25 protein-coding genes are annotated in these 25,739 nt (G+C 67.2%); 14 read left to right on the top strand and 11 right to left on the bottom strand.

Annotation, left to right across the window (positions count from 1 at the left end; translation table 11 throughout):
- Nucleotides 1-8: 8 nt before the first annotated feature.
- From BLW00_RS21785 to BLW00_RS21800, 4 genes are read right to left on the bottom strand one after another with little or no spacing between them, the layout of a single operon-like run.
- Nucleotides 9-1,619: a hypothetical protein gene (locus tag BLW00_RS21785; RefSeq protein WP_092558253.1), complete on the bottom strand. Its 1,611-nt coding sequence runs from the start codon at nucleotides 1,617-1,619 to the stop codon at nucleotides 9-11.
- A 2-nt stretch (nucleotides 1,620-1,621) separates the two neighbouring features.
- On the bottom strand, nucleotides 1,622-2,344 hold the full coding sequence (locus BLW00_RS21790) for a hypothetical protein (RefSeq protein WP_139256844.1): 723 nt from the start codon (nucleotides 2,342-2,344) through the stop codon (nucleotides 1,622-1,624).
- Between the two features lie 21 nt (nucleotides 2,345-2,365).
- Complete coding sequence (locus BLW00_RS21795; protein WP_092558257.1) at nucleotides 2,366-2,656, bottom strand: hypothetical protein; 291 nt, start codon at nucleotides 2,654-2,656, stop codon at nucleotides 2,366-2,368.
- An 11-nt stretch (nucleotides 2,657-2,667) separates the two neighbouring features.
- Nucleotides 2,668-3,105, bottom strand: coding sequence for a DUF6668 family protein (locus BLW00_RS21800; RefSeq protein WP_217634474.1), 438 nt, complete (start codon nucleotides 3,103-3,105; stop codon nucleotides 2,668-2,670).
- Nucleotides 3,106-3,423: 318 nt separating this feature from the next.
- Between BLW00_RS21800 and BLW00_RS21805 the strand changes: the two genes are divergently transcribed.
- The 13 genes from BLW00_RS21805 (at nucleotide 3,424) to merB (ending at nucleotide 16,943) form a co-directional block, all read left to right on the top strand.
- Nucleotides 3,424-4,728, top strand: a complete 1,305-nt coding sequence (locus BLW00_RS21805; RefSeq protein ID WP_092558261.1) for a cobalamin biosynthesis protein CobQ — start codon at nucleotides 3,424-3,426, stop codon at nucleotides 4,726-4,728.
- Entirely contained in the window at nucleotides 4,725-5,234 is a 510-nt protein-coding gene (locus BLW00_RS21810; RefSeq protein ID WP_092558263.1) for a hypothetical protein, read from the top strand. The genes BLW00_RS21805 and BLW00_RS21810 overlap by 4 nt, the downstream gene beginning before the upstream one ends.
- Before the next feature lie 37 nt (nucleotides 5,235-5,271).
- The gene (locus BLW00_RS21815; protein WP_245741737.1) at nucleotides 5,272-6,360 is read left to right on the top strand and encodes a M23 family metallopeptidase; all 1,089 of its coding nucleotides are present in this window, start codon (nucleotides 5,272-5,274) and stop codon (nucleotides 6,358-6,360) included.
- Complete coding sequence (locus BLW00_RS21820) at nucleotides 6,361-7,209, top strand: FHA domain-containing protein (RefSeq protein ID WP_092558267.1); 849 nt, start codon at nucleotides 6,361-6,363, stop codon at nucleotides 7,207-7,209.
- Between the two features lie 7 nt (nucleotides 7,210-7,216).
- A complete protein-coding gene (locus tag BLW00_RS21825) occupies nucleotides 7,217-7,765 on the top strand; it encodes a helix-turn-helix domain-containing protein (protein ID WP_139256845.1) in 549 nt (182 codons plus the stop codon).
- A gap of 56 nt (nucleotides 7,766-7,821) precedes the next feature.
- The gene (locus tag BLW00_RS21830; protein ID WP_092558271.1) at nucleotides 7,822-8,058 is read left to right on the top strand and encodes a hypothetical protein; all 237 of its coding nucleotides are present in this window, start codon (nucleotides 7,822-7,824) and stop codon (nucleotides 8,056-8,058) included.
- A 208-nt stretch (nucleotides 8,059-8,266) separates the two neighbouring features.
- Complete coding sequence (locus BLW00_RS23670) at nucleotides 8,267-10,216, top strand: hypothetical protein (RefSeq protein ID WP_175494541.1); 1,950 nt, start codon at nucleotides 8,267-8,269, stop codon at nucleotides 10,214-10,216.
- Nucleotides 10,217-10,476: 260 nt separating this feature from the next.
- Nucleotides 10,477-11,874: a ParB/RepB/Spo0J family partition protein gene (locus BLW00_RS21845; protein ID WP_175494543.1), complete on the top strand. Its 1,398-nt coding sequence runs from the start codon at nucleotides 10,477-10,479 to the stop codon at nucleotides 11,872-11,874.
- A 52-nt stretch (nucleotides 11,875-11,926) separates the two neighbouring features.
- The gene (locus BLW00_RS21850; protein WP_092558279.1) at nucleotides 11,927-12,211 is read left to right on the top strand and encodes a hypothetical protein; all 285 of its coding nucleotides are present in this window, start codon (nucleotides 11,927-11,929) and stop codon (nucleotides 12,209-12,211) included.
- A 330-nt stretch (nucleotides 12,212-12,541) separates the two neighbouring features.
- On the top strand, nucleotides 12,542-13,429 hold the full coding sequence (locus BLW00_RS21855) for an ArdC-like ssDNA-binding domain-containing protein (protein ID WP_092558281.1): 888 nt from the start codon (nucleotides 12,542-12,544) through the stop codon (nucleotides 13,427-13,429).
- Nucleotides 13,430-13,898: 469 nt separating this feature from the next.
- A complete protein-coding gene (locus tag BLW00_RS21860) occupies nucleotides 13,899-14,795 on the top strand; it encodes a ParA family protein (protein ID WP_092558283.1) in 897 nt (298 codons plus the stop codon).
- A complete protein-coding gene (locus tag BLW00_RS21865; protein ID WP_092558285.1) occupies nucleotides 14,792-15,382 on the top strand; it encodes a hypothetical protein in 591 nt (196 codons plus the stop codon). Before BLW00_RS21860 ends, BLW00_RS21865 begins: the two co-directional genes overlap by 4 nt.
- 862 nt (nucleotides 15,383-16,244) lie before the next feature.
- Nucleotides 16,245-16,943, top strand: a complete 699-nt coding sequence (merB, locus tag BLW00_RS21880) for an organomercurial lyase (RefSeq protein WP_092558341.1) — start codon at nucleotides 16,245-16,247, stop codon at nucleotides 16,941-16,943.
- Nucleotides 16,944-17,259: 316 nt separating this feature from the next.
- Here merB and BLW00_RS21885 read toward each other — a convergent pair whose 3' ends face one another.
- From BLW00_RS21885 to BLW00_RS21905, 5 genes are all read right to left on the bottom strand, one after another.
- The gene (locus BLW00_RS21885) at nucleotides 17,260-17,730 is read right to left on the bottom strand and encodes a winged helix-turn-helix transcriptional regulator (RefSeq protein WP_092558291.1); all 471 of its coding nucleotides are present in this window, start codon (nucleotides 17,728-17,730) and stop codon (nucleotides 17,260-17,262) included.
- A 44-nt stretch (nucleotides 17,731-17,774) separates the two neighbouring features.
- Nucleotides 17,775-18,533 carry an SDR family oxidoreductase gene (locus BLW00_RS21890; RefSeq protein WP_092558293.1) on the bottom strand — a complete coding sequence of 253 codons (759 nt, stop codon included), beginning with the start codon at nucleotides 18,531-18,533 and terminating at the stop codon, nucleotides 17,775-17,777.
- Between the two features lie 74 nt (nucleotides 18,534-18,607).
- On the bottom strand, nucleotides 18,608-19,627 hold the full coding sequence (locus tag BLW00_RS21895) for a substrate-binding domain-containing protein (protein ID WP_092558295.1): 1,020 nt from the start codon (nucleotides 19,625-19,627) through the stop codon (nucleotides 18,608-18,610).
- Nucleotides 19,628-19,657: 30 nt separating this feature from the next.
- Nucleotides 19,658-20,731: an ABC transporter permease gene (locus BLW00_RS21900; RefSeq protein WP_092558297.1), complete on the bottom strand. Its 1,074-nt coding sequence runs from the start codon at nucleotides 20,729-20,731 to the stop codon at nucleotides 19,658-19,660.
- Between the two features lie 3 nt (nucleotides 20,732-20,734).
- On the bottom strand, nucleotides 20,735-22,252 hold the full coding sequence (locus BLW00_RS21905; RefSeq protein ID WP_092558299.1) for a sugar ABC transporter ATP-binding protein: 1,518 nt from the start codon (nucleotides 22,250-22,252) through the stop codon (nucleotides 20,735-20,737).
- Nucleotides 22,253-22,508: 256 nt separating this feature from the next.
- On the opposite strand from BLW00_RS21905, the gene BLW00_RS21910 reads away from it, so the two are divergent.
- A complete protein-coding gene (locus BLW00_RS21910) occupies nucleotides 22,509-23,369 on the top strand; it encodes an alpha/beta fold hydrolase (protein WP_175494545.1) in 861 nt (286 codons plus the stop codon).
- 90 nt (nucleotides 23,370-23,459) lie between these two features.
- Here BLW00_RS21910 and BLW00_RS21915 read toward each other — a convergent pair whose 3' ends face one another.
- Complete coding sequence (locus BLW00_RS21915) at nucleotides 23,460-24,635, bottom strand: glycerate kinase family protein (protein WP_092558303.1); 1,176 nt, start codon at nucleotides 24,633-24,635, stop codon at nucleotides 23,460-23,462.
- Nucleotides 24,632-25,474 (bottom strand): NAD(P)-dependent oxidoreductase, encoded by an 843-nt coding sequence (locus BLW00_RS21920; RefSeq protein WP_245741738.1) that lies wholly within the window; start codon nucleotides 25,472-25,474, stop codon nucleotides 24,632-24,634. Before BLW00_RS21920 ends, BLW00_RS21915 begins: the two co-directional genes overlap by 4 nt.
- Between the last annotated feature and the right edge of the window lie 265 nt (nucleotides 25,475-25,739).

A 25,739-nucleotide genomic window follows, 5' to 3' on the forward strand; every position in this document is an offset into this window, starting at 1 on the left:
CTCCCCGCCTACTGCGACCCGCTCGGGCCGCCAGCGGAGTCATCAGTCGCGGACTGCACAGCCCCCTTGGCCGTGTTCGCGGCACCCTTGGCCACGTCCGCGGCGAGCTTCGCGCCGAGAACCACTGGAGCCGCCGGGCCTGCCGCGGCAGCACCACCCGCGGCAGCTGCGCCGCCACCAGCGGCCGCGCCGCCCGCAGCGGCACCACCACCGGCAGCAGCAGCGCCCCCGGCGCCTGCTCCCGCCCCGGCAGGGGCCGCGCGGCGCGCGGTCGCGGCCGCACCGCCGCCGGCAGAGCTGGCGCCGCTGGGCGCCGACGACGCGCCCCCACCACTACCACCGCCCGCGTAGGAGGCTCCGCCGCCCGAGCCGGAAGAACGCCGGATCGCGCCGTTAGCCATTTCGCCGCCGACCGCACCTGCCGCGCCCGCAACAGCCATGCCCGACATGCCGCCGCCGGCAACGGCACTCGTCATCGGAGCGACGAAGCGCAGCAGGGCCGGGAGGGCGATGAGAGCCATGAGCATCAGCGCGAGGCCGGTCAGGATGGACCACAGCCCGCCGCCGTCGTCCAGGAAGGCATCGGTGCCGACCAGCTGGAACGCCGCCGCGTAGATCAGCGCAGCGGCGGGCTTGTAAAGAATGAACGCGATCGTCCAGCCGACGATGCGACCGAACCACTGCTTGCCCATCTGCGTGTTAGTGAAGCTCGCGGCCAGCGGCAGAACCCCGGCGAGGATCACGAGGAGCCCGCCGCGCACCACCATGAGCGCGACCTGGACGAACACCATCAGCAACGCGATCGCACCGAGGATCAGCACGCCGATCAGCCCGATAGGCGAGGACGTGCTGAGCGCGATCATGGCCGCGACGTTCGTCCCGAAGCACTGCGATTCACCGCCCGCGGACACGTCGCAGCCGGTCGCGTTGTTCAGCACCCACACGGAGAACGAATCCGCCGCAGTCACCGCGAGAGTGAGGATCGCCAGACCCGCACCCGAGACGACGATGAGGGTCAGGAGCGACTGAATGAGATCCTTGCCCGGCTGCGCGCGCTGCTCCCACGCCATGCGGATGCCGCCGACGATCACGGAGAGCACCGCGAGGCCGCCGACGTAGAACCACAGCGAGTTCTGCAGGAAGCCGACCGCCGACGATGAGCCACCAGGTGCGCTCGAGCTGAGGATGCCGCCGACGAGCGCGGAGGCACCCGAAATCAGCATGACGGCGATGAACACGACACCGAGCGCGCCCAGGTTCCGCATCCCCTCACCGCGCCGCATCCGCAGCGCGATCAGCGCGCCGAGAGCGATGAGCGAGAGAACCGCGATCGCCAGACCGATGTAGGTGACGTAGTTGAGGATCGTCGTGAACGCCTCGCTACCGGGCGGCGTTCCCCCACCTGTCGTCGACCCGTCACCGGCCGTCAGAATCGGCGTCGGCACCGCGACCCACATGCTGCCCAGACTCGCGATCGCCTTGCCGAATCCCTCCATAACCCGGTTCGTCAGCTCTTGAATCGCATCGTTCGACGCCTGCGACACAACGTCGCCAACCCCTTGCTGGATGCACCCAAAGGGATCGGTGAGCCAGTTGCAGCTCTCGTCGGCGGCAGCCATTTTCAGACCCCCGCCCAGGGAATGTACCCGCCCAGATTCTCAAGCGGTGAGGCGGCAAATGGAGGTTGCCCGTTGTCGTCGAGCACGATCTTCCAATCGCCGTCGACCCAGTGCAGAACGACCGGCATGCTTACGAGGGCACTACCCGACGACGTGACAGTCCAAGCGATGTCGACGACCGCCTCATCTGCGCTGTACGAGTTGATCTTGAAGCCGGCGACCTGGACTCTCGTGCTCGACGACCCTCCGCCGCCGGCGGCTGGCGCCGCGTCGCGGCCCGGACCGGGCTCGACCAGCTCGGGGAGACGAGGAACGTTCCGGCTGTCGGAGGCGAGAGCCACATAGTTGACCGCGGCGAACAGTGAGCCCTCTGCCGTGTGCGCGTAGCAAGAACGGAAACCGTCGTCGACGGTACCTGGCCCTGCGCCGTTTGCGTCGGTGGGCGCGGCCACGGTGCCCACCAGCTCCCATTCGTTGTCGGGAGCGGTGTTGAGAGAGCTTGTCTTCTCGAACCCTTCCAGGCCGCACACGCTCGGGTCGGCCGAGCCCGGATCGGTCGACGCCGACGTTGTGGGCGCGGGTGTGGGGTCGGCGTTGTTGTTCCCTCCGCCGAGGAGGGACGTGACGAGTACGACGATCGCGGCCAGGACAATCACCCCGACCACGATCGCGGCGGCGATGAACCCTCTACTTCGGAAAGGGTTTTGCGAGTCAGCGGTGCTCATATGTCAGTCCCTCCTCAGTGGTTAGGAGCCGGAGATGAAGCCGACGAGAGCGGTGGCGGCGCCGATGACCATGACGCCGACGAGGATCGCCACGAACGTCTTGACGTGCTCGCCGCCCTCGCCGCGGCGGGAGTTGAACATGAACATCACCGCCACCGCGATCAGAGCGAGGATCGCGGCGATGAGCCCGACCCACTTGGCCCAGCCCAGGATCGTGCCGACCGCCTCGAATCCGGGAGGGGCGACCGGATCGGGGTCGGGCAGGGCGGCGATGACGTTGACGACGTCGGCTGCAAGAAGCTGGAGCGACATGGTTCTTCCTTTCAGTTGTGAACGGGGCCGGTCGGCGACAGTTGCAGATCCGCCAGGAGGGCACGGAACTCTTTGGGGACAGGGGCAGAAGGATCGACGGGGCCGAGCCGCCAGGCGTCGACCCACGGCAACGTCCACACGCGCGGGACGCCGCCCGCAATGACGTGCTGGAGGTCACGCAGCGGCTTCGGGAGGCGGCCGGGCACGTCCGGGATCAGCACCAGGCCGACCAGCTGCACCGAGTTGCCCAACACGCCCGACGCCCACTCGGTCGCGGCGCGCTGCGCGGCCGTCAGACCACTCCAGCTCGTTCGCGCGACGAGAGCTACCTGACTCGGTGTGCCGGGAGTATCGGCCATCGGCCAGCCGTGCTGCGCGGGCCGGCTCCCGGCGGCCAGGGCCGCGAGAGTCGATTCACCAGCACCGCCGTGCACGCCCAGCCACCACATGGTCGCAGGCCACGCCTGCGACCATCTCGGTAGTCGGTCAGCTGTGTCCGGCGTCGGAACGCCGGCCTGAGGCATCGACGGTCCGGTGCGGGCCTGTCGCCGTGTCGCGGCGGGAGCTGCCTCTAGCTCGGACTCTGGTGCCTGCTCGGGGCCAGTGAGCCAGGGATTCGCGTTTGTCATGCCCGCTCCGCTCTACGTTCCGACACAAGCCCGACAATCCAGCTGAATAGTAAGCGAGGGTACTGACTTATGTAGTCTGTACGTAATCCTACCTAGAAGATGCTGAGGCGACCGGCCTACGTGAAAGAAGGGCGAGACATGTCTGACACTGTGGCCACCTACCCCCGGATCGTCGCTGTCGTGGAGACACAGACCGGCGGGACCGTCAGCATCGACGGGCGGACGACACCTGTGGCTGGGCCGGACGAACAGGGCGTGCGCAAGGAGATCCACGCGCTTGTCACCGCGACCGCGATGGAGCTGCACAGACCGGTGCGCCTGACCACGCGGGATGCGCTGGGCGAACAGCAATTTGCCGTGCACCCGGACGGCCGGATGGAACCCCTCTCCCTCCTCGACGAAACCGCCGCGGTGCCGCCCACGGCCGTCGAGGAGCCCACGGGCGCTGCGCCTGCATCGGCCAAACCGACCCCCGCCGCTCCGCAGCCGATGACGCGCGCGGAGGCCAGGCGGCCCACGCTCGACGACCTCCTGCAGTCGCGCCCGCCCGCACCGCTTGGGCCGGCAACGATGGGTTGGCAAGGAACCGTCCGCCGCCTCACCGGCGGGCTCGTGTCGCCACGACCGAGCGAGTTCGAGCTGTCCCACCGCTCCGCGATCGAGCGCGTACAGCGCTCCCTCCGTGGGCCGCGGACCGTCGTCGTGATCAACCCGAAGGGCGGCGCGCACAAGACGACCGCCACGCTTCTCCTGGCCGCGACGTTCGGCACCCATCGGGGCGGCTCCACGCTCGCCTGGGACAACAACGAGACCCGCGGCACGCTCGGCTGGCGAGCCCAGCCCGCACGGCATCAGAACACCGCCGTCGATCTACTCCGCGACCTCGATCGCTTCAACGACGTCCGCAACGCGAAGGTTGGCGACCTGGACAACTACACCAGGTCGCAGGGGTCGACCCAGTTCGACGTCCTGGCCTCCGACGAGGACGCGGCCGCCTCGAGCACCATCGACGCACGCGCGTTCAACGAGCTGCACGCCGCGCTGAGCCGCTTCTACCGCGTGATCGTCGTCGACACCGGCAACAACATGCGCGCCTCGAACTGGGAGGCCGCAGTGGCCGCCGCCGACCAGCTCGTAATCGTCTCGACCCTCCGCGAGGACACCGCAGCGTCAGCGGCATGGCTCGTCGACGGACTCTACGAGAAGGGCCACGAGGCGAAGATCCGCGAGGCGGTCACCGTCCTCGCGTCACCCACGAAGGTCCCCGACCCGCAGCTACACACTCGACTGCACAGCCACTTCAACAGCCTCACCCGTGCCGTGCTGGACGTGCCGCACGACCCCGCGCTGGTCGACGGCGGCACGCTCAACTTCGACGCGCTGACCGCCGAGACGCGGGAGGCATGGCTCCAGGTAACGGCCACCGTGGCGGACGGACTATGAACCGCGCAGCCGCGGCCGCGATCCCCCTCGTGGCGGCCCTCGCCCTGGCCGGGTGCGTCAACAGCAACGATCCCGGCCCGTCCCCCCCGCCCAGCAGCTCGCCCACCGTCACGTCGACGAGCCCCGCCAACCCCACACCGCCCGTCGACATGGGCGCCACCGCTGATCCCGTCCCCGAAGCGGGCACAGATAGCCAGACCGCCGCGATCGACACCGCAGAGAAGGCCGTCACGGCGTTCGCGCGCCCTGACCTGAGCTACGAGGAGTGGATCAACGGCCTCTACCCGTATCTCACCCAGGCCGGCGCCGCCGCCTATGAGGACACCGACCCGGCGCTCGTCCCCGTGCGCCAGGTGACCGGCGCGGGGACCATCCTTCCGGCGTCGACAGAAGTCGCGCTCACCGTGCAGGTCCCCACCGACGCGGGCCCCTACAACGTGAGCCTGAGTCGCCCGAGCCCTGACACGCCGTGGCTGGCCGATCGGATCCGCCCGGCAGAGGGATAGCCGCATGCCAGAAGGAAAGTCCGCAGCAGGCGCGCTCATGCTGGCCACGCCGCTCGTCGTCGTGGCCAGCATCTTCGTCCTCGTGCTCCTGTTCATGACGGGCGGCGGGTCCGCGGCCGCCTGCGCCGGCGGCGCGGGCACCGTCGACCCCGAGAGGGTACCCGCCGAGCCCGTCGCCGGCTACTCCGGCGAACAGCTGACTAACGCCGCGCTGATCATGAACGCCGCGGTCCCGCTGGGCCTTGATCGCCAGGCGCAAGTCATCGGCGTCATGACGGCGATGGGCGAAAGCTCGCTCCGCAACATCGGCTACGGCGACGACATCAATGGCGTCACCAACCCGGACGGCACGCCCACGTGCTCGCTCGGCCTGTTCCAGCAGCAGTGGTGCTTGGGCAGCTGGGGCACCCGCGACCAGGTGATGGACCCCACCTACGCGGCCACGCAGTTCTTCACCCGCCTCGCCGCCGTGCCCGACTGGCAGAGCCTCGAACCGACGATCGCCGCTCACAAGGTGCAGCGCAACGCCGACCCGTACCACTACGAGAAGTTCTTCGACACCGCCAACCAGGTCGTCACCGCAATCGCCGGCGACGGCGCGAGTGGCGGCGGTTGCACCGGCAACGGAAAGATCGTGTACCCGCTTGGCACCGGCTTCAACATGACCGACGACTACGGTCCCCGTGTCATCGACATTCCCGGCGCCTCAGCATGGCACCCCGCCGTCGACCTCCAGCACTGGCCGAACAACTGCCTCGACCAGATCTACTCCATCAGCGACGGCACCGTGACCTACGTCGGCGGCATCCAACTCACGATCAAATCACCGGACGGGTGGAGCGCCTCATACCTGCACATGAAGCTCTCCGATATCTCCGTCGCCGTAGGCGACACCGTGACCGCCGGGCAGCCGATCGCGCTCACCGGCAACGAAGGCCCATCGGGCGGATGCCACCTGGACCTCCGCATCAACAAAGACGGCACCACCGACCCCGCGATCGCCAGCCTGAAAGCCGGCGAGGACCTGGGCGGCCCGTCCAGCTCCTACGGCTTCGTCAACCCGGAAGAGTTCTACCAGGCGTTCGGTATGGAGCTGTGCCAGCCGGATTCGTGCCGGAGGCCCTGAATGAGCACCGCCCCCATCCCCGCCTACCCCGTCGTCTACGTTGACGTCGCCGGCGACGGCAGCGCACACGTGAACGTCGCAGGACGGCACGAGCACTTCGATCCTGCACCGAGCGACGTCACCCGCCGCGCAGTGACGGCATACGCGGCCGCGGTGGCCGCCGAGCTGCACCGACCCGTGCGCACACGGATCACCGACCCAGACGGGCAGTGGCTTGTCGCCGTTCACCCCACCGGCACGGTCACTGACCTCGCGGAAGCCCCGCAGAAAGCAGCTCGACCCCGCCGGCAAACGGCCACCGTTCCCGCCGCGGAGGCGCCGCAGCGCCTCGCGGCTAGCTCGGAGTACCCGCCGCCGGGCACAGCATCGGCGCCGATGCTCTATCGGCCGCCCGCGCGCGTTGCTGCACCGATCGCACCCCCGCCGGCACCCGAGCCCGTGGCAGCACTCGACGCCGAGCTGGACGACATGCGCCTCGCTCAACGATCGGCGCAGCGTCCGCGGCCGACCGCCACGCTCAAATTCAGCACAGGTGACGTCGCCCACGTCGTCAGCTCCGCGCTGATCGGCCGCAGACCCGCCGGTGACCCCGGCGAGGATGTCGACCTCACCGTGACCGTTGACGACGAGTCCCGCAAGCTCTCCCGTACCCATCTGCGCATCGAATGGCACGACGGGGCACTCTGGGCCACCGATCGCGCCACCTCGAACGGCACCACGATCGAACGCCCGGGCGCTGCGCCCGTCGAGCTGACTCCCTGGCAGCCGTTCCAGCTGCACGACCAGGACGTCGCCGTGCTGGGCGATGTCCGCCTCACCGTCTCCGTCGACGAACTGGCGGGAGGGTGAACCTGTGATGACCGGGGACCCGCGGGATACTGAGAACGCCCGTGGAGCCGTCTCTGACGGCTCGCGCGGCGATTCCTCAGGTGCACAACACTCCGAACCCGAACGGAGCACACATGAAATCCCCGAACCGGTGAGCGAAGAGGACTACTGGTCACAGTTCCCGGACACGCTGACCACCGCGGATGTGGCCAAGATTATTCGCACAGGTGCGCCGGCGGTCCGAGCGCGCCTTCGTGACGGAACGATCCCCGGCCACCGCATCGCTGATTCCTGGATCATCTTCAAGGGCGAGATACGCGCTTGGCTCGCCGCCACCAGCAACCGGCCCCGCCCGAGCGAGCCCGTCGACGTGCTCGCGGCCTACCCTGACGAACTGAGCTACCGCGACCTCATGCAACTGTTCCGCGTGAAGTACAAGGGCACCATCTACATCTGGCTCGAACAGGGCCACATCCCCGGCTCCTTCGTCGGCGGCCGCTGGATCGTCCACAGATGGCAGCTCCGAGAGCGTCTCGCTGAGACGAGCAACCAGCCCGGTCCCCCAGACGTCGAATAGTCGACACGCCGCCAGGCATCAGCCATGAATGCATACTGTCCGGGAAGCTAAACCCCATGAGTGCAATGAAGAGACGGGCCCGCCGCGCAGACGGGGCCCCGACCGTCCTTCTGCAAGGCCGCGTTTCCCCGGAGGCGCGCGCCGAAGTCCAGGAGGCCGCGGAACGCAGTGGCGTGTCGATCGCCTACTACCTGGAAGCCCTCATCGACCAACTTGTCGAGGACAACGGGCGGCTGCCGATCATCGCGTCACCGCGTCCTCAGCGGGAGGAGCTGCCCATCCCAGCCGCTTAAACGAAAGAGCCCGCCATCACGGCGGGCCCCTCAAGTTTCGTAGCTCTAAGTCCCAGGTCGCCAAACTTACGACTTCGAGCTAATCACCACTCCGAAACCGGTTGATAACCGGCCCTTCGTTGTACCCACATCCTCGAAAGGTGTTGGTGACGCCATAGTAGCTCAACGAGCCTGGAAACGGGCAACCCTCGTCGACCGTGCTTTGAGCGTGTCGGAGCCTGACCCGAAATCCGCGTGGGTGCTCACACGCGCCCTCAGCCCCCGGGAGCACGTCCGCGCGGCCGCGCAGCTGGCATCCGGTGAGGTACTGAACGAGTACGACCACCAATGCTCGGTAAACGAGCTGCCCCCCCGCACCCCGTGGGCGATGTACCTCGCCGGCGAAGACCGCCGCTACGCCTATCTCTGCTTCGACTTCGACAGCTCCCGCGGCAACGCCCCCTACGACGCCGGACGGCTCTCCCACTGGCTCGACGAGCTGAACGTCCCCCACCTGGTCTGCGCCTCCGGCCCCACCGGCGGCCGCCACGTCTGGATCGGCATGGCCGAATCCGTCGACGCCGACCTCGTGCGAGATCTCGCACTCCTCACCACGCAGCTGCTCCCCTCCCTCGACCCCACTCCCCTGACCAACCCCGCCACCGGCTGTGTGCGGCCGCCCGGAGCCCCCCACCGCCTCGGCGGTGTATCCGTGGCCCAAGGGCCGCTCACAGCCCTCACCAGCTGCACCGTCCCCCTCGACGCGATCACCGACCTCACCGCGTTCCTCGTCGACGCCGGCGCCGAGCTGCCGTCGCCCACAACGGGCCTGCTGCGCGGCATGGCCGTCGACGACGACGGCCACCCGTACATCGCCGGCCCCAGACGCCCGCTCACGGCCCGCGTCGACGCGATGCTCAACGGCTCCCCCGGCGAGGACACGTCCTACACCCTCGCCGCCGTCCTCGCCGGCTGTGCACACTCCCGCTGGCGCTACGCGGACGTCCTGGCCGTCGTCGACGCGCCCGCGTTCGAGCACGTCCGCACCCTCCGCGGCCGCACCGGCCGCGATCGCATCCCCCGTACCGAGCGGGGCCGCATCCGCGCCCTCAACGCCGCGTGGAACAACGCCGTCCGCTACGTCGCCGCTCACCCGCTCAACGGCACCGGCGACGACACCAACTACCTCGCCCGCGCGAATACCGCCCTAGCGGCCGTAGAACGCGCTCAGGAGCGCGCAGACGCCATGCCGGGCCTCTGGGGCGCGGACCGGGCATCGTCAGCCGCACGCCGCAGCACAGGGACGCACAGCACCCGCGCCGTCCTCGATGCCCTCTGCCTCTACATCGCCCAGTCCGCGCAGCTGATCGTCGAAGCCGACATACGCCGACTGTCGGCCGACACCGGCTACGGCCGCACCACCGTCCACACCGCCCTCCAGGTCCTCACCCGCCCGCTCGTCGACGACGACCCGGAGTCCGCATGGATCGTCCGCGTCGGAGAGCCCGAGGCCCCTCACGGGCAGCGGTACCGACTCTCCCAACGGTTCTCCACAGACCCGGAGGGCCATAACCGGACACAAGTGCCTGCACGCCCCACCCCCACCCGGCCCCCCCTCAACGCCGGCTACTGGACCACCCGACTGAACGCTGAGCTCCACCCGCTCACGCACGATACATTCGCCGCCCCCCGCAGCCTGGGCCGCACCGCAGGCCTGGTGTTCAAGCATCTCCCGGAAGCGGCCGCGACCACCATCGACGACCTGGTGCACCGGACCGGCTTGGACGCCGAACGCATCCGCACCGCGCTGCACCGCCTCCGGTTCCACCGTCTGGCACGCCGCGGCGGTGCTGGCTGGAGCCGCGGCGACACCACGGCGCTCGATACCGCCGCCGACGCCCTCGATGTCGCCGGCTACCTGGAGGCCCGCCGAGCCCGCTACGGCGTCGAGCGCGGCCGGTGGGAATGGTGGAACGCCGAGCTGACCTGGATGCGCAAGCCGAACAAGAAGCGCCGAGGCCGGCGAGCCCCTTCCGGCGTCGCTCTGTTCGCCCAGAACGATCGCCCCGACTACTCGCGCTACCCGCGAGGCCCAGACGGTCGTGCCGACCACAAAGAAGCGCTCCGACTCGTCGACGCCGGCATCCTCTCCCCCGCCACAGCTCTCGCCGCGGCGTAGAACCACGCTCGAGCGCGATCGGCGCACGAGCTGCACCGATAGGCGGAGCCGCTACGCGGCCGCAGCTTGTCTGTTGTCCGTCTGCCTGGCCGCCGAATCGTAGTTCGCTCCACGGCTGCCGTGCCGGGCTTTCGCGGCATATCCTCCCTCGCTGCGCTCAGTCCGGTATTCCACGACCCGCCACTCTCGCCGCTCCGCTCTCAAACGATCCTCTTGCCAGACAGGCGAACAAAACAGTTGATCGGGAGAGAGAACAGATCATGGCTGACACCACTACCCAGACCGGAACCGTCGAGCACATCGACCCGCAGTCCCTCGTCATCGAGGCCAACGTCAGGCCCAGCGCACCGCTGACGGCCGCGTTCGTGCAGAGCGTCCGAGAAAACGGGGTACTCACCCCCGTCCTGGCACGCCGCGACGAGCAGGGCAACGTCCTCGTGCGAGCCGGACAGCGCCGCACCCTCGCAGCCCGAGAGGCAGCCGTCACGACGATTCCCGTGTACATCGTCGACGCCGACGAGGCCACGGCGGAGCGCATCATTCAGCAGATGGTCGAGAACGACCAGCGCGAAGCCCTCACCGACGGCGCCCGCGCGGCCGCGTTCCAGCAACTCGCGTTCGAGGGCATGAGCGTGACCGCGATCGCCAAGCGCACCGGCACCAAGCTCAAAGAGGTCAAGACCGCCCTCGTCGTGGCCGAGAACGCCACCGCCGCATCCGCGATCCACGAGCACTTGCTGACCCTCGACCAGGCCGCCGTGCTGATCGAATTCGACGACGACGCCGAGGCCCGCGCCCAGCTGATCGACGTGGCCACCCACGACCCGGCACAGTTCGCCCACGCGGCACAGCGCGCCAGAGACGACCGGGCACGCGCGAAGGTCAAGGCCGACACCGAGGCAGACCTGACCGCCCGCGGCTTCGAAATCCTCGACCGCGACCGTGGCTACTACGAAACCGACTACACCCGGCTCAGCGAACTCGTCACCGCCGAAGGCGAGCAGGCCACCGTCGAGCACATCGAGAACGCCGAAGGCCGCGCCGCGTTCGTGCGGGTCTACATCACCGGCAACGCCGACGTGACCTACTACCTCCGCGACCCCAAAGCCGCCGGATTCCGCAAGGCCACCGGCTCCGGCAGCACCAGCGGACCGATGACCGACGAGCAGAAGGCCGAACGCCGAACCCTCATCGCCAACAACAAGGCGTGGGCATCGGCCGAGGTCGTCCGACGCGAATGGATCACCACGCTCCTGTCCCGCAAAACGCTCCCCAAAGACGCCGCCGCAGTGATCGCCACCGGCCTCACCCTGCACCGTCAGGCCGTGAGCCTGGCCACCCGGGACGGCAACACCCTCGCCCACGAACTGCTGAGCATCGAGCGCGGCGGCTACTGGGAGGCCGACAAGCTCGCCGCGGTCGTCGAGCAGACCCCCGCCAAGGCCCAGCACGTCGCCCTCGCCGTGGTGCTGGGCGCCGTGGAGAACGTCACCAGCAAGCAGACCTGGCGGCACCCCTCCCCCACCGACCGGGCCTACTTCACGCAGCTCGCCGCATGGGGCTACGGCCTCAGCGAGGTCGAGCAGATCGTCACCACCGTCACCGACGCCGCCACGAGCGACTACGCCGAGGACTACGACGGCGGCGACGAGGAGTAACCAACCGGAGGGGGCCGACCCGGCCCCCTCCCCGGCTCCCCCGGAGACACCCATGCTGACCATGACCACCCCCGAAGGGCGCACCTTCACCGCCGACACCGACGTGCGCCTCGCGTCGCTCTGGGCCGACGCACAGTTCGGAGCGCACTGGGACGACGGTCTGCCGCCGTCCGACCAGCACGACGTGATGAACGACATGATCGACGAGGTTCACGCGATGCAAGACGGCAGATCCCCGGCTACACCGTCACCGAATCCAGCCCATAGCCGTCATCGACGGCCCCGCTCCGCGATCGCCGACGAGGGGCCCGTCCCCCTCGCGCTCCCCACCGCATGAATGCACACTGATATCACAATGCAGGCAGATCGCCAGCACACCAGCTCGACGCGTCAAACGGACCGGCCGCAGGCCGGGCAGCACGGCCCTGACGGGCCCACTTTCTTGCCGTGAAGCCTTCGGCAGCATACGGTCGGCCGACCTCCGCGCAAGCGGCTCCGCCGCCGGCTCCCCCAACAACTTCGGCACGCGGTCGCTGCGCTCCCTCCCATCGCGCCGAACTTCTCTCCTCCACCGCCCTCACGGGTTGCACTCCACCCGGCACTCCCTAGCGGCGACAAGTCGCCTTCACGGCAAGAAAACGTGAGGGGTTGTTGGAAGGAGAGAGCCATGACCCGCAAAGTCACCACCCGCAAGAGCACCGAGGAACGACGCGCCGAGGCCGAAGCCCTACAGGCGACGATCGCTGAGCAGATCGAAGCGCTCCGCGACTCCGAGACGTGGACGCGGTTCCTCGCGTTCGCTCAGGCATTCCACCGCTACAGCCTGGGAAACCTGCTGCTGATCTTCGCGCAGAGCCCCGAGGCCACCCACGTCGCCGGATACCGGACATGGCAGAGCCTCAACCGCCAGGTGCGCAAGGGTGAACGCGGAATCCGCGTCTTCGGCGGCCGCGACATCCGCGAGATGGTCGAGAACGAGCAGACCGGCGAAGAAGAAGAACAGCGCCGCGTGCGGTTCTTCCCCGTGTCCGTGTTCGACATGAGCCAGACCGACCTCATCGACCCCGAGGCAGGCGACCCCAGCGACATCGCGCACCAGCTCACCGGAGAGGACCCCGCAGGCATCTACGACGCCGTCGTCGACTACCTCACCGGCAAGGGATGGACCGTCGAACGCGAGAGCATCCCCGGCGCCGCGAACGGCTACACCACCACCGACGATAGCCACCGCGTCGTCATCGACGCTGACCTCTCCGCCGCCCAGGCCGCCAAGACCGCGCTGCACGAGGCCGCGCACGTCATCCTGCACGCCGAGGAAGATCACGCCCAGTACGTCGAGCACCGCGGCGTCAAGGAAACCGAAGCCGAGAGCGTCGCCTACATCGTCGCCGGGATTCTCGGCCTGGACACTACCGCCTACAGCGTCGGCTACGTCGCCGGATGGAGCAACTGCGACACCGACACCATCAAGGCCACCGCGGCCAACGTCCTCCGCACCGCGCACGCCCTCGCGGACGCGATCACCACCGACACTCCTGCACCCGTCGAGGCCTGAGAACGAACGGACAAGACCCGTGAGCCAGAGCATCCACGTCATCGAGAACGGTGTCACCAAGAGCGACGCCGACACCGTGGCCAAGAGGCCGCCAGATCGGATACCGGGCGCAGGAAATCGCGGACTGCGCCCGCGCAGGCTACGCCCTCGCCCACACCGCCGGCGGTCGACGGGTCCGAGTACGTGACATTCGTCGACACTCTCACCCGAACCCGCGACGACTGATCGGCGGAATCGGAGGGCCCCCTCCCCCATGCGGGCGAGGGGGCACCCTTCGCGCTCCCCGACGAGCAACGTAAAGCCATACATACAGCCATATATTACGCGGTAACGTGAGCGGGATGTACTACCAGATGACACGCTGCATGACACGTTCAGCGACACGCCCCACGCAACACCTGACATCACGCGACTAATCCCACAGTATTTACAGCGGTAGTCCTCACAGGGAACACCGCAGGAGGAGCCCATGAGCATCCACAGAACCGTCACCGTCGCCCAAGGCAAGGGCGGCGTCGGCAAGACCAGCCTCGTCAGCAACATCGGCGGACTCACCGCCGCCGCTGGCAACCGCGTCCTCATCCTCGACTTCGACCAGCAAGGCAACGTCGCACGCGACCTCGGCTACACCCCCAACAGCGGTGACGACCTCCTCACCGCGCTCATCACCGCAGCGCCACTGCCCATCCTGCGCAACGTGCGCGATCGCCTCGACGTCGTGCCCGGAGGCCCCGCCCTCGGCGACGTCGCCGCCGTCATGGCCAGTCGCGCACAACGCGGGGGAGAGGACTTGGCCGACGTCCTCGAAGCCAAGCTCAGCGCGATCGCTGACGACTACGACCTGATCCTCATCGACACCCCGCCCGGCGACCGCATCATCGTCACCGCGGCGCTCACCGTCTCCCGCGCCGTCATCATCCCCACCCGCCCTGACGAGGCCAGCATTGACGGCGTAACCCGCATCGCGGAACGCTTCGTCGATGTCCGAGAACGCAATCCCAGCCTGCGCCTAGCGGGCGTGGTCCTGTTCGCGATCGCCTCCCGCACCACCCGCCTGGAACGCGACGTGCGCGCCAGCCTCGCCCAGGTACTCGGAGACGCCGCCCCCGTGTTCACCACCCGCATCCGCCACCTCGACAGCGCCGCCGCCGACGCCCGGCGACGCGGCCTCCTCGTCCACGAGCTGGAGGAGGCCTCGATCACCGACCGCGCCGCACGCATCAGCGCCCTCCGCAGCGGCACGACCCCAACCGGCGGCCTGTACGCCCGCGACGCATCAGGACTCGCCACCGACTACGAGAACATCGCCCGCGAGCTACTAACCCGCGTCGCGGAAATCGAGCAGGAGGTGACCGTCGCATCATGAGCGAGCCGCAGATCGACCGCCCCAGCCTCGCAGACGCCTTCAAAGGCTCCGGCAGCGGCCGTGCCGCCAGCCTCGGCGGCCTCCTGCCGAAGACCACCCGGCCGACCGGCATGGTCGCCACCGGGCCGGCCGCTGCTCGGCAGAAGCCGACAACACCGAAGCCGCCCAACGAACGCCCCGCGACACCCCGCCGTGCGGCGGCCCAGCACGAGGGCGTACAGAACGTGGCCGTCTACCTCGAGCCCGACATCCTCACCCTCGTGCGCGCCGCCAAGACCCGCACCGCGGCCGCGGGGGAGCCAGACAAGACCTACGACGAACTCCTCGTCGACGCGCTCGACCACATCCCGGCCGAGCAGCTGCGCGCAGCGTTCGCCGGCACCCCGGCCGAGCGCAGCGGGGGCCCGCTGCAACGCCGCACCCGCCGCCCCCGAGGCAGCGGCGGCATCCAGATCCAGCTTCGCCTCGACGGCGACCAGCGGCGCGCGCTCGACGAGCTCACAGCGGACGCCGGTGCTCCCTCGCGCAGCGCGCTCGTCGCCACCGCCTACCGACTCCACCTCGCCCCGCACGATCGAGAGAGCTGACCCGAGCACTAGAAGCGATCATGCAACGGCAGCACAACCCACCGATCCGGCACAGAGGTCGGCCCGCCAGGGGAGCCGCTGCGCGGCGCAGCGATTCTCACGCATTCTTTGACCTGTCCGGCTGTCGAGGATACGACGGCTCCGCTGCGAGCCAACGGCTTTCGCGGCATATCCTCCCAAGGCAAAGATCAACAAGGCCACCACCGGCAACCAGATCCGCTGCCACATGGTCGGTGGAGCACTCAAGTCGCCGTGGAACCTCGAGACGAGCGCCGCAGACAAGGGTTTGCTCGGGTTCATCGCCTCCGCCTGCAAATAGAGTTGGCGCTCTTGCGCAAGGTGCAACAACGCAGCCTCGAATATCACCACTCTCCGCCAGTCACCCGGCAGTCGTGTGTTTTGGGGCTACGGCCGGCGGGTGGAGTAGAGCCGCAGCACTGCATCCCGCAGTTGCGGGTTCCGCTCGAGGGGCCGATGCAGAGCAACGGGATCCGGTGATCCCGGTTCTGGCCCCGATCGCACGACGCCGGACGCGATCGCCCAGCGCGCGAGCCCTTCGAGTTCGACGTCGCCGGCACCACACGTGCGACGAGTGTTGATGCGTTCGGGTATGGCGAGCACGTTGTCCGCTCGCGCGCCGATGAGGACTCCCACCAAGACCGTCACAACGGTGCTCAGGCCTCTTGGGAGACACACCCCAGACGGCGAAATAGGGTTATCCAATGGGTGTCAGAATGGAATCTGACTCGCATCACATATGAGCAGAGTCACTATTGGGTGACTGCGGCAATGAAGAGTTGTTGTCTGGCGAGTGCCAAACCCCGGCCCGCTCTGTTAGACAGGGAGGGAGGATATGCCGGCGATGTTGACTGACTTGAGTGAACGCACACGATTCGCGATCTACACTCATCTTGCTCGCCACGGAGCTCTGCCCGATCCGGAGCAACTCGCGCGTAACGTGGGGATCACCGGGGATGAGTACCAGCAGGTGCTGGTAGAGCTGGCTGAGACCCGCAACGTTGTTCTCTCAGACGGCGACATTGAGATGGCGCATCCCTTCGCGACCCGTTCCTTCGGGTTCTCGGTGATGGGACCCGACACTCTCTGGTGGGGTGGGTGTGCGTGGGACGCCTTTGCCATCCCGAACCTTGTTCCTACTTCACCGTCCGTACTCGTTGCTACGACTTGCCCCGCGTGCGCCACTGCGCACGCCTGGACTGTTACAAACCAGGGCCCACCAGCGGGTGATCAGGTGGCGCACTTCCTTACTCCAGTCGACCGAATCTGGCCCAACGCCGCCCATGCCTGCGAGAACCAGCTGATTTTCTGCAACGAGTCCTGCGTCAACGGCTGGTTGAATCGAACCGGCAACAACCTCGGTTACGTGATGAGTCTGGAGACCCTATGGCGGCTCGCCACGCACTGGTACGACGGTCGCCTGGACACCCCCTACATCCGCCGGGAACCAGCCGCGGCCGCGGACTACTTCTATAGCGTCGGGCTCCGCGGGAGCTTCTGGGGGCTCGCCGATGAGCGCCCCTCGGTTCAGGGCCGCTCATAGCCATCCCCCTTGCTTGCTGAAGCGGTCGCTCTGGCCACTGGCGCCAGCCTGGAGATCAGGAATGTCCATCCTGCGCCCGGTTGACGGCTGACACAGGCCCGGCCACCGCTCACGGTTGTGTTAACAATCGCGAGAGCAGGGGAGTCGCGTCCGCCGTTGCTGACATTCGCGGGTAGCGGTGGCCGTCGCCTCGCCGCCGCCTTGAGTACCCGCGTCTGGGTGACGCCCAAATGAGTCATCGGGTCATCGGCGCCCCATTGCAGCGGACGGCAAGCTGCCCGACGAGGGTGTCAGACCGGTGGCAGTAGACGGCAAGCTACCCGACGAGCGTGTCAGACCGGTGGTAGTCGGTGGTCGTGTGTGAGTCACCTGCGTGAAGCTCCTCGCCACATTCCGAGCAGACGACCTTTGCGTGAAAGATCCGACCGCAGTCGTGCACAAAATCGGATGCATACTCTGGGTCGTTGCGGAGGTGGATGTCGCCCCATGTCCGGATTGACTGCACGACGCCGTAGAGATCTTTGCCGGTCGCGGTGAGGCGGTACTCGTAGCGGGCTGGGCGGTCAGAATAGCGCTCACGCATGAGCAAACCGCTCACTTCGAGGTCGCGGAGGCGGCTGCTCAAGATGTCGCGAGGAATGCCCGTTTCATAGACGATGTCGTCGAACCGAGTGGTCTCGTTCAGGAGAAGCTCGCGGAGGATGACCACGACCCATTTCCGGCCCACGATCGCCATCGCATCATTGATTGAGCAGATACGTGGGTTTGAAACGCGGGGGCTTCTCATGGCACCAGGCTAGCGTCTCCGCGCGCGAGGCGGGGCAGCAACGATCAGTTGTAGTTGAGACCGCCGTCCATGATGACCGTCTGTCCGGTCATGTAGTTCGAGTCCGGAGAGGCGAAGTACGACACCAGCGCGGCAACGTCTTCTGGCTCTTGCGCGCGGCCGAGAGGAATCTTGGCCGCCTCGCGGGCGAACCCTTCCGGATCTCCAGCCCAGAGGGGGGTGTTCACGACGCCTGGTGCATAGGCGTTCGCGGTGATGCCGTATTCGGCCCACTGCATTGCGGCGACCTGCGTCAGGCCGCGCACCGCGAATTTGCTGGCCGAGTAGGCGGGAAGGAAACTCGCAGCGCGATGTGAAGCGTTCGAGCCGGCAGCGATCAGCTTGCCGCCTCCTCGTTGAGAGATGAACTGACGGGCCGCGGCTTGCCAGGTGAGAAAAACACCTCGGACGTTGATCGCGAACATCAGGTCCCATTCATCCGCGGTGGTCTCCAGGAGTGCCTGGGCCTGCGCAATCCCGGCGTTCGCAACGGCGACGTCGAGCCGTCCCAGGGCCGACACGGTTGTCGCGACCATGGTGGCCACGTCATCGGGGTTGCTGACGTCGGCGGTGACGGCGATAGCGCGACGACCGAGCCCGCGAATTTCATCTGCGACGGCTTCGGCCTTGTCGTTCGAGCGGTGGATGTCATTGACGGCGACGTCGAAGCCGTCGACAGCGAGCCGCAGCGCAATGCCGCGACCGATTCCCTGACCCGCCCCGGTGACCAGTGCGACTCGTTGAGTGGGTGAGTGCTGATTCATACGGTGATGCCTTTCCTTGGTCGTGCCATGTAGCGGTGCCCCGGTCACCTGCGAATGCCCGGGGCACCTGCGGGCTATTCGAAAGCGTCCAGATTGTCCTTGGTGATGGTCTGGATGCCGGTGTTGGTGAACTCGGGAAGAGGGGAGATGCCGAAGTCGCTGCCGTTGGGGAACGGGTTGACCAGGTCGTGCTTGAGGGCATAGAGGTTGATCAGCGACCAGTAGCCCATGCTCCACGGTGCCTGTGAGATGGCGAAGTCGGTCACGCCCGAACGGATCGAGTCAATCGTCGGTTCCACTGCGTCAAAGGTGTTGACCTTGATCGACAGGTTCGCCTCTTTCACCGCTTGCAGGGCCCCGACCAGGGACGACGTCGTGCCGGCCACGATGACATCGATCTCGGGGTTGGCTTGCAGCATGCTCTGCGTCGCTGCGGCAGAGGAGTTGGCGTCCGGGCCGCCGTTCGCCGTCGCGATGACATTCAGGTTCGGGTAGTCGCTGTCGATCTTGTCCTGCATGCCCCGGAATCGAGTCTCGAAGTTCGTCGATCCCAGGAGCGTCACTATTCCGATGTTGGCGCCATCGGGGTAAAACTGCGCCAGAGCATCTGCAGCGGCCACACCTCCCGCGTACGAGTCGGTCCCGATGTAGCTCGAGCGCTTGCTTTCCGGCGCGTCAGAATCGAACGTGACAACGGGAACTCCGCCATCTATGACGGCGTCGATCGGGCCGGTGAAGGCTTGAGCATCGAACGGCGACACTGCGATTCCGGCGGGTTTCTTCGCTGCCATCTGTTCGAATGCGGTGACCTGCACGCCGACGTCGAGCTGCTGTCCTCCGCCGTGCTCGACGGAAACGCCGAGTTGATCGGCGGCCGCCTGGAAGCCGGCGTAGACGTCGACGAAGAACGCATAGCTGGGAGCGAAGTCAACCAGTTGGTACACCTCCGACTTGTCACCCACCCAGGGGTTCTCGGAGTCGCCGGAGGGGGATGTCGAGGTGCCGTCGGCCGTGCAGGCCGAGAGCAACCCGACGATGGCGATTGCTGCGGTGGCTGTGATCGCCGATCGCAAGATCTTCTTCTTGTTGCGCACTGCGTACTCCTTCGAGGGTTGGCCGGTGGATCACCGTGAGGTCTTGGCAGCCCCGACTGGTTCCGGTCTGTGGGACGCCGGCCGAGTGGTCCGGCGACGTCGGGAGAGCTGGTCGATCGACACCGCGAGCAGAAGGATGCCGCCGAAGACGACGTTCTGCCAGTTCACGGAAACACCGAGGAGCACGAGAGAGTTGTTGATAAGGCTCAGGAGGACTACTCCCAGTACAGAGCCGAAGATCGATCCCGACCCGCCGCCGATCGCAGCCCCACCGATCACCGCGGCGGCGATCACCTGCAGTTCGATGCCGACGCCCATCTGGGGTGTAGCCACGCCGAATCGGGCGAGCGACAGAATGCCCGCGAATGCGGCGAGCAGGGATGCGGTGATGTAGACGGCGATCTGCACTCGCGTGACAGAGATGCCCGACAGGCGTGCGGCCTTCTGATTGCTGCCGACATAGATCACCCGGCGCAGCGCGGCGGCCCGGCGCATCAGGATGTCCGCGATCACCGCGACGATCACGAACAGCACCACGATGATCGGAATCACGCCGAAGATTCGCCCGACTCCGAGGTTCAGGAACTCCGCAGGGGCGGAAATGATGGAGATTTGTGCGCCGTTGGTGAGGACGTAGATCGCTCCGCTACCGACCGTGAGCGTGCCCAGCGTGGCGATCAGCGGATCGATCTTCACCTGGCTGATGAGCAGCCCGTTGACGAGGCCGACGAAGGCGCCGGTGGCCAGCCCGCCGATCACGGCGACCCAGATGCTCGCTCCGGTGCTGAACACCATCGCCGTGACCACGGCACTGAGACCGAGCACGGCGCCGACCGAGAGGTCGATTCCGCCGGACGCGAGCACGATCGTCATGCCCACGACCACGATCCCCTGTGCGGAGAGGCCGATCAGCAGAGTGGTCAGATTCGTTGCGGTCAGGAACGCGGGCGAGGTGATGGACATCGCAACGATGATGACGACGATGATCAGGAGCACCGGGATCTCGTTGCGACCGGCCAGTCGTCGGAAGATCTTGCGGGTTCCGCCGCTGAGGGGCACGACGTCCTCGGGTGTCGCCTGATCTGGAACGGTCGAGATCGCCATGTTTCACTCCTTGGAATCGGTGGTGCGGGGTGTGCCGGAGGCGCCGGCGGCCAGCGTGATCACGTCTGCCTCATCGATGGCTCCGGTGAGCGTGCCGGCTAGCCGGCCCTCGCGCATGACAAGGACGCGATCGCTCAGACCGACCACCTCGTCGAGTTCGCTTGAGATGAGGATGAGAGCCATCCCGTTGTCGGCGAGGTGGCGCAGGTGCTTGTGGATCTCGAATTTCGCGCCCACGTCGATGCCCCGGGTGGGCTCGTCGAGAATGAGCACTTTGGGCCCGGCGACGAGCCACTTCGCGATCATGGCCTTCTGCTGGTTGCCGCCGCTGAGTGCGGAGATCGGCTGTTCGAGGTCGGCCATCTTCGTCCCGAGCTCGTGCGCAGCCACCGTCGCACGCTTGCGCGCGATGCTGCCCGTGATCATTCCGAGGCGTGAGACCTGGTGCAGGATCGTGACGATGACGTTGTTCTGGACCGACAGATTGAGGAAGAGGCCATCGTCCTTGCGATCTTCCGACATGTAGGACAGGCCCGCGCGGATCGCCGATCGGAAGGATCCGTTGAGTGGTTTCCCGCCCAGCGAAACCCTCCCGCTGCGCCGGTCGATCCCGGCGACTCCACGCATCAGCTCGGTGCGGCCGGAGCCGATCAGTCCACTGACGCCGAGGATCTCGCCGGCGTGGGCGACGAAGGAAACGCTGTCGAACCGTGCGCCGGTGAGGTCCTCCACGGCGAGGATCGGAACGCCTGGCTCGGTCGCTTTCGGCGGATAGAGGTGCTCGACCGATCGCCCGACCATGCGTTCGACCAGGGCATCGGGCGTTGTCTGCGTGACCGCAATGGTGGTGACCCAAGCGCCGTCTCGCATGACCGTCACTCGGTCGGCGAGTTCGAACACCTCACTCAGGCGGTGACTGATGTAGATGGAGGCGATGCCGCGACGGCTGAGATCGCGGATGAGGGCGTGCAGCACGAGAGTCTCGGGCTCGGTAAGACTCGAAGTCGGCTCGTCGAAGATGACGACGCGGCAGTCGTGGGCGAGCGCGTGCGCGATCTCGACGACTTGCTGGTCGGCGAGGGGGAGATCTCCGGTTCGTGCGCGTGGACTGATCTGCGCGCGGAACGGTGCGAGAAGCTCGCGTGTCCGGCGATTGATGTCGCCGAACCGCACGAATCCTGCTCGCGTGGGTATCGCGTCCAGGAAGACGTTCTCGGCCACCGATACGTCAGGACAGAGCGCGAGTTCTTGGTGCACGATCGCGATGCCTGATCGTGCTGCGTCGCGGGGGCCGGAGAAGGTGACCTGCTCGCCATTGACCAGGATCGTGCCGGCGTCCGGGGCCGTCGCCCCCGAGACGATGTTCATCAGGGTTGATTTGCCGGCACCGTTTTCGCCGACGATCGCGTGGATCTCGCCAGGATGCACGGTGAGATTCCCGTCGCGCAGTGCACGCGTGGCGCCGTAGGACTTCTCGATTCCGGTGAGGTGCAGGGCGGGCGTGAGCGTGTCGTTAGTCATGCCTGTTCTCTCGTCGACGTTGACGTTCTGCTGCCACGGTCGATGGATGCTCGAGAGTGGGTTTGACTTTCGGACTTACCATAGATCGAAATCGGCCCGACGCCAAGAGTCAATTTCTCGGACCGGGTCGAGGGCTTCTGGTTGGGGCGGATCGGCCGTGCTTGACGAAGGACGCCGCACCGGCCTATCGTCGTCAACAATGCGGGTTGGACTTTCCAATCCACCCGATTGGATCCGCTCAAGGAGGAGTTTGAACGTGGCAACCTACATCTCAGAAACGATCGAGGCTGAGTACATCGATGGTGCGCAGGCTCGATACGGGTACCGGCAGTTCGGGCCCCGCAGGGGGGTTCCGCTCCTGCTGCTTCATCGCTATCGAGGAACACTCGATGACTGGGACCCCAAGCTGTTGGACCTGTTGTCGGCGGACCGGCACGTGATCGCTTTCGACAACGTGGGGATCGGCTACTCCACGGGCGAAGCGCCCGACAATGTCGCGGCGATGGCCGACGGAGTCGCCGACTTTCTCGGGTCCACGGGCCTGGAGGAGGTGGATGTGCTGGGCTGGTCGATGGGTGGGTTCGTCGCCCAGATGGTGGCGCTGAATTACCCCACCCTGGTCCGCCGGTTGGTTGTTGCCGGCTCCGGACCCGGGGAGCCGAGCATTCGTCCCCCGGAGAACCCGCGATCGCTCGAGATCCGGCCGAAGGTCGCGCCGACGCTGGAAGAGACGCTCTTCCTGTTCTACCCCGACGATGACGAAGGCCGCCGCGTCGGACGTGAGGCGACCGGGCGCTTCTACCACCATCAGTCCGGCGAGGTGAAGACCACCAAGGAGTCGTCTTGGCGCAATCAGGCCATCGCGATCGATGCGTGGAACGCGGGCGAGAACTCCGCGTGGAACCGACTAGAGACCCTCACTCAACCCACGTTCGTGGCCAACGGTTCGGACGACATCATGGAGGACTCCGTGCAGTCGTTCGAGATGGTGCGCAAGCTCCCCAACTCCATCACGACACTGTTCAGTCGGTCCGGCCACGCGTTCCTGTTCCAGTATCCCGAGCTGTTCGCAAACCTCACGCTCCAGTTCCTTGAGGAAGACTCCCTGTTCGCGTAGCCGCGCGAGCCACCCCGCCCATGGCGTGCGAGCCGGTGGAGGCCCGCACGCCATGCACGTCTGGCGTCGGCTCGCCGCGCGGGCCTCGTCTCAGGCGGGCCGGGGTGCGATCTCGCTGTCTAACCAGCGGGACGCGAGGAGGGATCCGGCGCGGCGGGCGATCGCTCGTGCATCGATGAACGAGTCTTCGCCGGGGGTGGACAGTGCGCTGAGCTGGTAGATGACGGGGAAGAGCTCTGTGATACCGGGCAGCTCGGTCGCCGCGATGCCTGCGACCGCGACGACAGGGATGCCGAGGTCGCGGGCGCGGCGAGCTACCTCGGCCGGAGCCTTGCCGTCGATGGTCTGCGCGTCGAGGGACCCCTCGCCGGTGACGACAAGGTCAGCCCGCTGCATCGCTTCGTCCATGCCCAACAGATCGAGCACGATCGTGGCACCCGATCGGACGCGCGCTCCGAGTAGGGCTACCAGCGGGGCCGCGATCCCGCCTGCCGCACCCGCACCTGGTAGGCCTGCCGTGCTCACCGAGGTACTGCGCTCGAGTGCGACCGACCATCGGGTCAGCCGCTCTTCGATCACCGCGACGTCCTCTACCGTCGCGCCCTTCTGTGGCGCGAAGACGGCGGCGGCACCGCTCGGGCCGAGCAGCGGATTGGTCACGTCGCTGGCGACCTGGAAACCGATCTGACGCAGTCGGATGGTGGCTGTGGTGTGCCGGACCTCCGCGATGTCCATCAGATCGGCGGGGGTGCCGCTCAGCAGGGTGCCGTTGCGTGCGATCAGCTCGAATCCGAGCGCGGCGATCATTCCGATGCCGCCGTCGCTGGTCGCCGTGCCCCCCAGAGCGACGATGACCTCGCCGGCGCCGTCAGTGATGGCCGCCCGAATGGCCTCACCCAATCCGTAGCTCGAGGCGTGCACCGCGACGCCCGGAGCTGCACCCTCGACGAGATGGATCCCGATCGCTTCGGATGCCTCGATCAGCGCCGCATCGGCGTGTACCCCGTACTCCGCGAGAGTGGCCGTACCGAGTGGTCCGCGCACCAGCACGACACGCCGCTCTCCGCCGGCGTGGGTGAACGCGTCGAGGGTGCCCTCGCCGCCGTCCGCGATGGGCATCAGTATCAGTCTGCTCTCGGGGAGCACGTCCCGGATGCCGTCCCCGAGCGCCTGTGCGGCGTCGAGCGCCGTCATGCTGCCACGGAACTTGTCAGGGGCGATCACAATCACCGGCGCCGAGCGGGAACGGCGGTCCGTGGCGGTCATGGTGCAGAGACCACGTTGAGCGCGGCTCTCCCCGAATCAAGCCGCTGGATCTGGTCGCGCACGAGCGCGACCATTCGCGGCAGCATGGCCGACGAGGCGCCCCCAACATGTGGCGTGATCAGCACGTTGTCCTGTTCGAAGAGCTCGTGGCCGCGAGGCAGCGGCTCGGGATCGGTGACATCCAGCGCCGCACGCAGCCTTCCTGCGCGCACTTCATCCAGCAGCGCTCTCGTATCGATCACGGCGCCGCGCGCGACGTTGACAACCAGGGCGCCGTCCGGCAGCTGCCCGAGAACGCCCTCGTCGACGAGCCCCCTGGTCTCGGTGCTGAGCGGAACGGCGAGGATGAGCACGTCGGCGTGGGTGGCCAGATCCCGCAGGGCCGATACCGCATGAACGACACCCGACTCGGTCTCGCGGTGGGTGCGCCCGATTCGGGTGATCTGCACCCCGAACGGGGTGAGTCGCGATTCGATGGCGCGCCCCACGCCCCCCGTCCCCACGAGGAGAACGCGCTTGTCGATCAGGCTGTCGGTGAAGACGGGTCGCCAGGAACCTCGGCGGGCGTCGTCACGGAACTCCGGGATCCGTCGAAGCGAGGCGAGCACGAGAGCTAGCGCGTGCTCTGCCGTTGAAGCTTCATGAACGCCAGCCGCGTTGGCGACGGGAAAGGCATCGGCTGCGCCAGCGAGAAGGTCATCGACGCCGATCGTCTGTGTCTGAACGAGTCGAGGGGCGGCGGATGCGAGAAAGTGCAGCCGCGTGTCGGGGTTCATATACGGGAGCACGACCAGGTCGAACTGGGTGGGGGCGGGCGAATCGACATCCCAGACGGTCACGGTCGCGCGATCGGAATTCTCCAACGCTGACTGGAGGGGGCCGGTCGGCACGCTTACCTGAACAGTGCTCGTCGTACGGGATGTCATGGTCACGTCGGCACATCTCCCGGTGCGGCCGCACGCAAACGACGTGCATCAACGCCGTCGTCGTGCGGAAGAAATAGTGGATAGGATTATCCAATCCACCTGTTAGCCTTTTGTCAATCGCGCGCCATACCGCCGGACCGAGGGTCGACCGGCCTCGGTGCCCAGTCAAAGGAGACGA

It is taken from the genome of Herbiconiux ginsengi (genome assembly GCF_900107435.1).
GTDB classification, from domain to species: domain Bacteria; phylum Actinomycetota; class Actinomycetes; order Actinomycetales; family Microbacteriaceae; genus Herbiconiux; species Herbiconiux ginsengi.

What these genes read in the sequence shown, in the direction of transcription:
- BLW00_RS21785 (WP_092558253.1), bottom strand. Translation starts at nt 1,619, where the DNA reads ATGGCTGCCGCCGACGAGAGCTGCAACTGGCTCACCGATCCCTTTGGG.
- BLW00_RS21790 (WP_139256844.1), bottom strand. Translation starts at nt 2,344, where the DNA reads ATGAGCACCGCTGACTCGCAAAACCCTTTCCGAAGTAGAGGGTTCATC.
- BLW00_RS21795 (WP_092558257.1), bottom strand. Translation starts at nt 2,656, where the DNA reads ATGTCGCTCCAGCTTCTTGCAGCCGACGTCGTCAACGTCATCGCCGCC.
- BLW00_RS21800 (WP_217634474.1), bottom strand. Translation starts at nt 3,105, where the DNA reads ATGTGGTGGCTGGGCGTGCACGGCGGTGCTGGTGAATCGACTCTCGCG.
- BLW00_RS21805 (WP_092558261.1), top strand. Translation starts at nt 3,424, where the DNA reads ATGTCTGACACTGTGGCCACCTACCCCCGGATCGTCGCTGTCGTGGAG.
- BLW00_RS21810 (WP_092558263.1), top strand. Translation starts at nt 4,725, where the DNA reads ATGAACCGCGCAGCCGCGGCCGCGATCCCCCTCGTGGCGGCCCTCGCC.
- BLW00_RS21815 (WP_245741737.1), top strand. Translation starts at nt 5,272, where the DNA reads ATGCTGGCCACGCCGCTCGTCGTCGTGGCCAGCATCTTCGTCCTCGTG.
- BLW00_RS21820 (WP_092558267.1), top strand. Translation starts at nt 6,361, where the DNA reads ATGAGCACCGCCCCCATCCCCGCCTACCCCGTCGTCTACGTTGACGTC.
- BLW00_RS21825 (WP_139256845.1), top strand. Translation starts at nt 7,217, where the DNA reads ATGACCGGGGACCCGCGGGATACTGAGAACGCCCGTGGAGCCGTCTCT.
- BLW00_RS21830 (WP_092558271.1), top strand. Translation starts at nt 7,822, where the DNA reads ATGAGTGCAATGAAGAGACGGGCCCGCCGCGCAGACGGGGCCCCGACC.
- BLW00_RS21845 (WP_175494543.1), top strand. Translation starts at nt 10,477, where the DNA reads ATGGCTGACACCACTACCCAGACCGGAACCGTCGAGCACATCGACCCG.
- BLW00_RS21850 (WP_092558279.1), top strand. Translation starts at nt 11,927, where the DNA reads ATGCTGACCATGACCACCCCCGAAGGGCGCACCTTCACCGCCGACACC.
- BLW00_RS21855 (WP_092558281.1), top strand. Translation starts at nt 12,542, where the DNA reads ATGACCCGCAAAGTCACCACCCGCAAGAGCACCGAGGAACGACGCGCC.
- BLW00_RS21860 (WP_092558283.1), top strand. Translation starts at nt 13,899, where the DNA reads ATGAGCATCCACAGAACCGTCACCGTCGCCCAAGGCAAGGGCGGCGTC.
- BLW00_RS21865 (WP_092558285.1), top strand. Translation starts at nt 14,792, where the DNA reads ATGAGCGAGCCGCAGATCGACCGCCCCAGCCTCGCAGACGCCTTCAAA.
- merB (WP_092558341.1), top strand. Translation starts at nt 16,245, where the DNA reads ATGTTGACTGACTTGAGTGAACGCACACGATTCGCGATCTACACTCAT.
- BLW00_RS21885 (WP_092558291.1), bottom strand. Translation starts at nt 17,730, where the DNA reads ATGAGAAGCCCCCGCGTTTCAAACCCACGTATCTGCTCAATCAATGAT.
- BLW00_RS21890 (WP_092558293.1), bottom strand. Translation starts at nt 18,533, where the DNA reads ATGAATCAGCACTCACCCACTCAACGAGTCGCACTGGTCACCGGGGCG.
- BLW00_RS21900 (WP_092558297.1), bottom strand. Translation starts at nt 20,731, where the DNA reads ATGGCGATCTCGACCGTTCCAGATCAGGCGACACCCGAGGACGTCGTG.
- BLW00_RS21905 (WP_092558299.1), bottom strand. Translation starts at nt 22,252, where the DNA reads ATGACTAACGACACGCTCACGCCCGCCCTGCACCTCACCGGAATCGAG.
- BLW00_RS21915 (WP_092558303.1), bottom strand. Translation starts at nt 24,635, where the DNA reads ATGACCGCCACGGACCGCCGTTCCCGCTCGGCGCCGGTGATTGTGATC.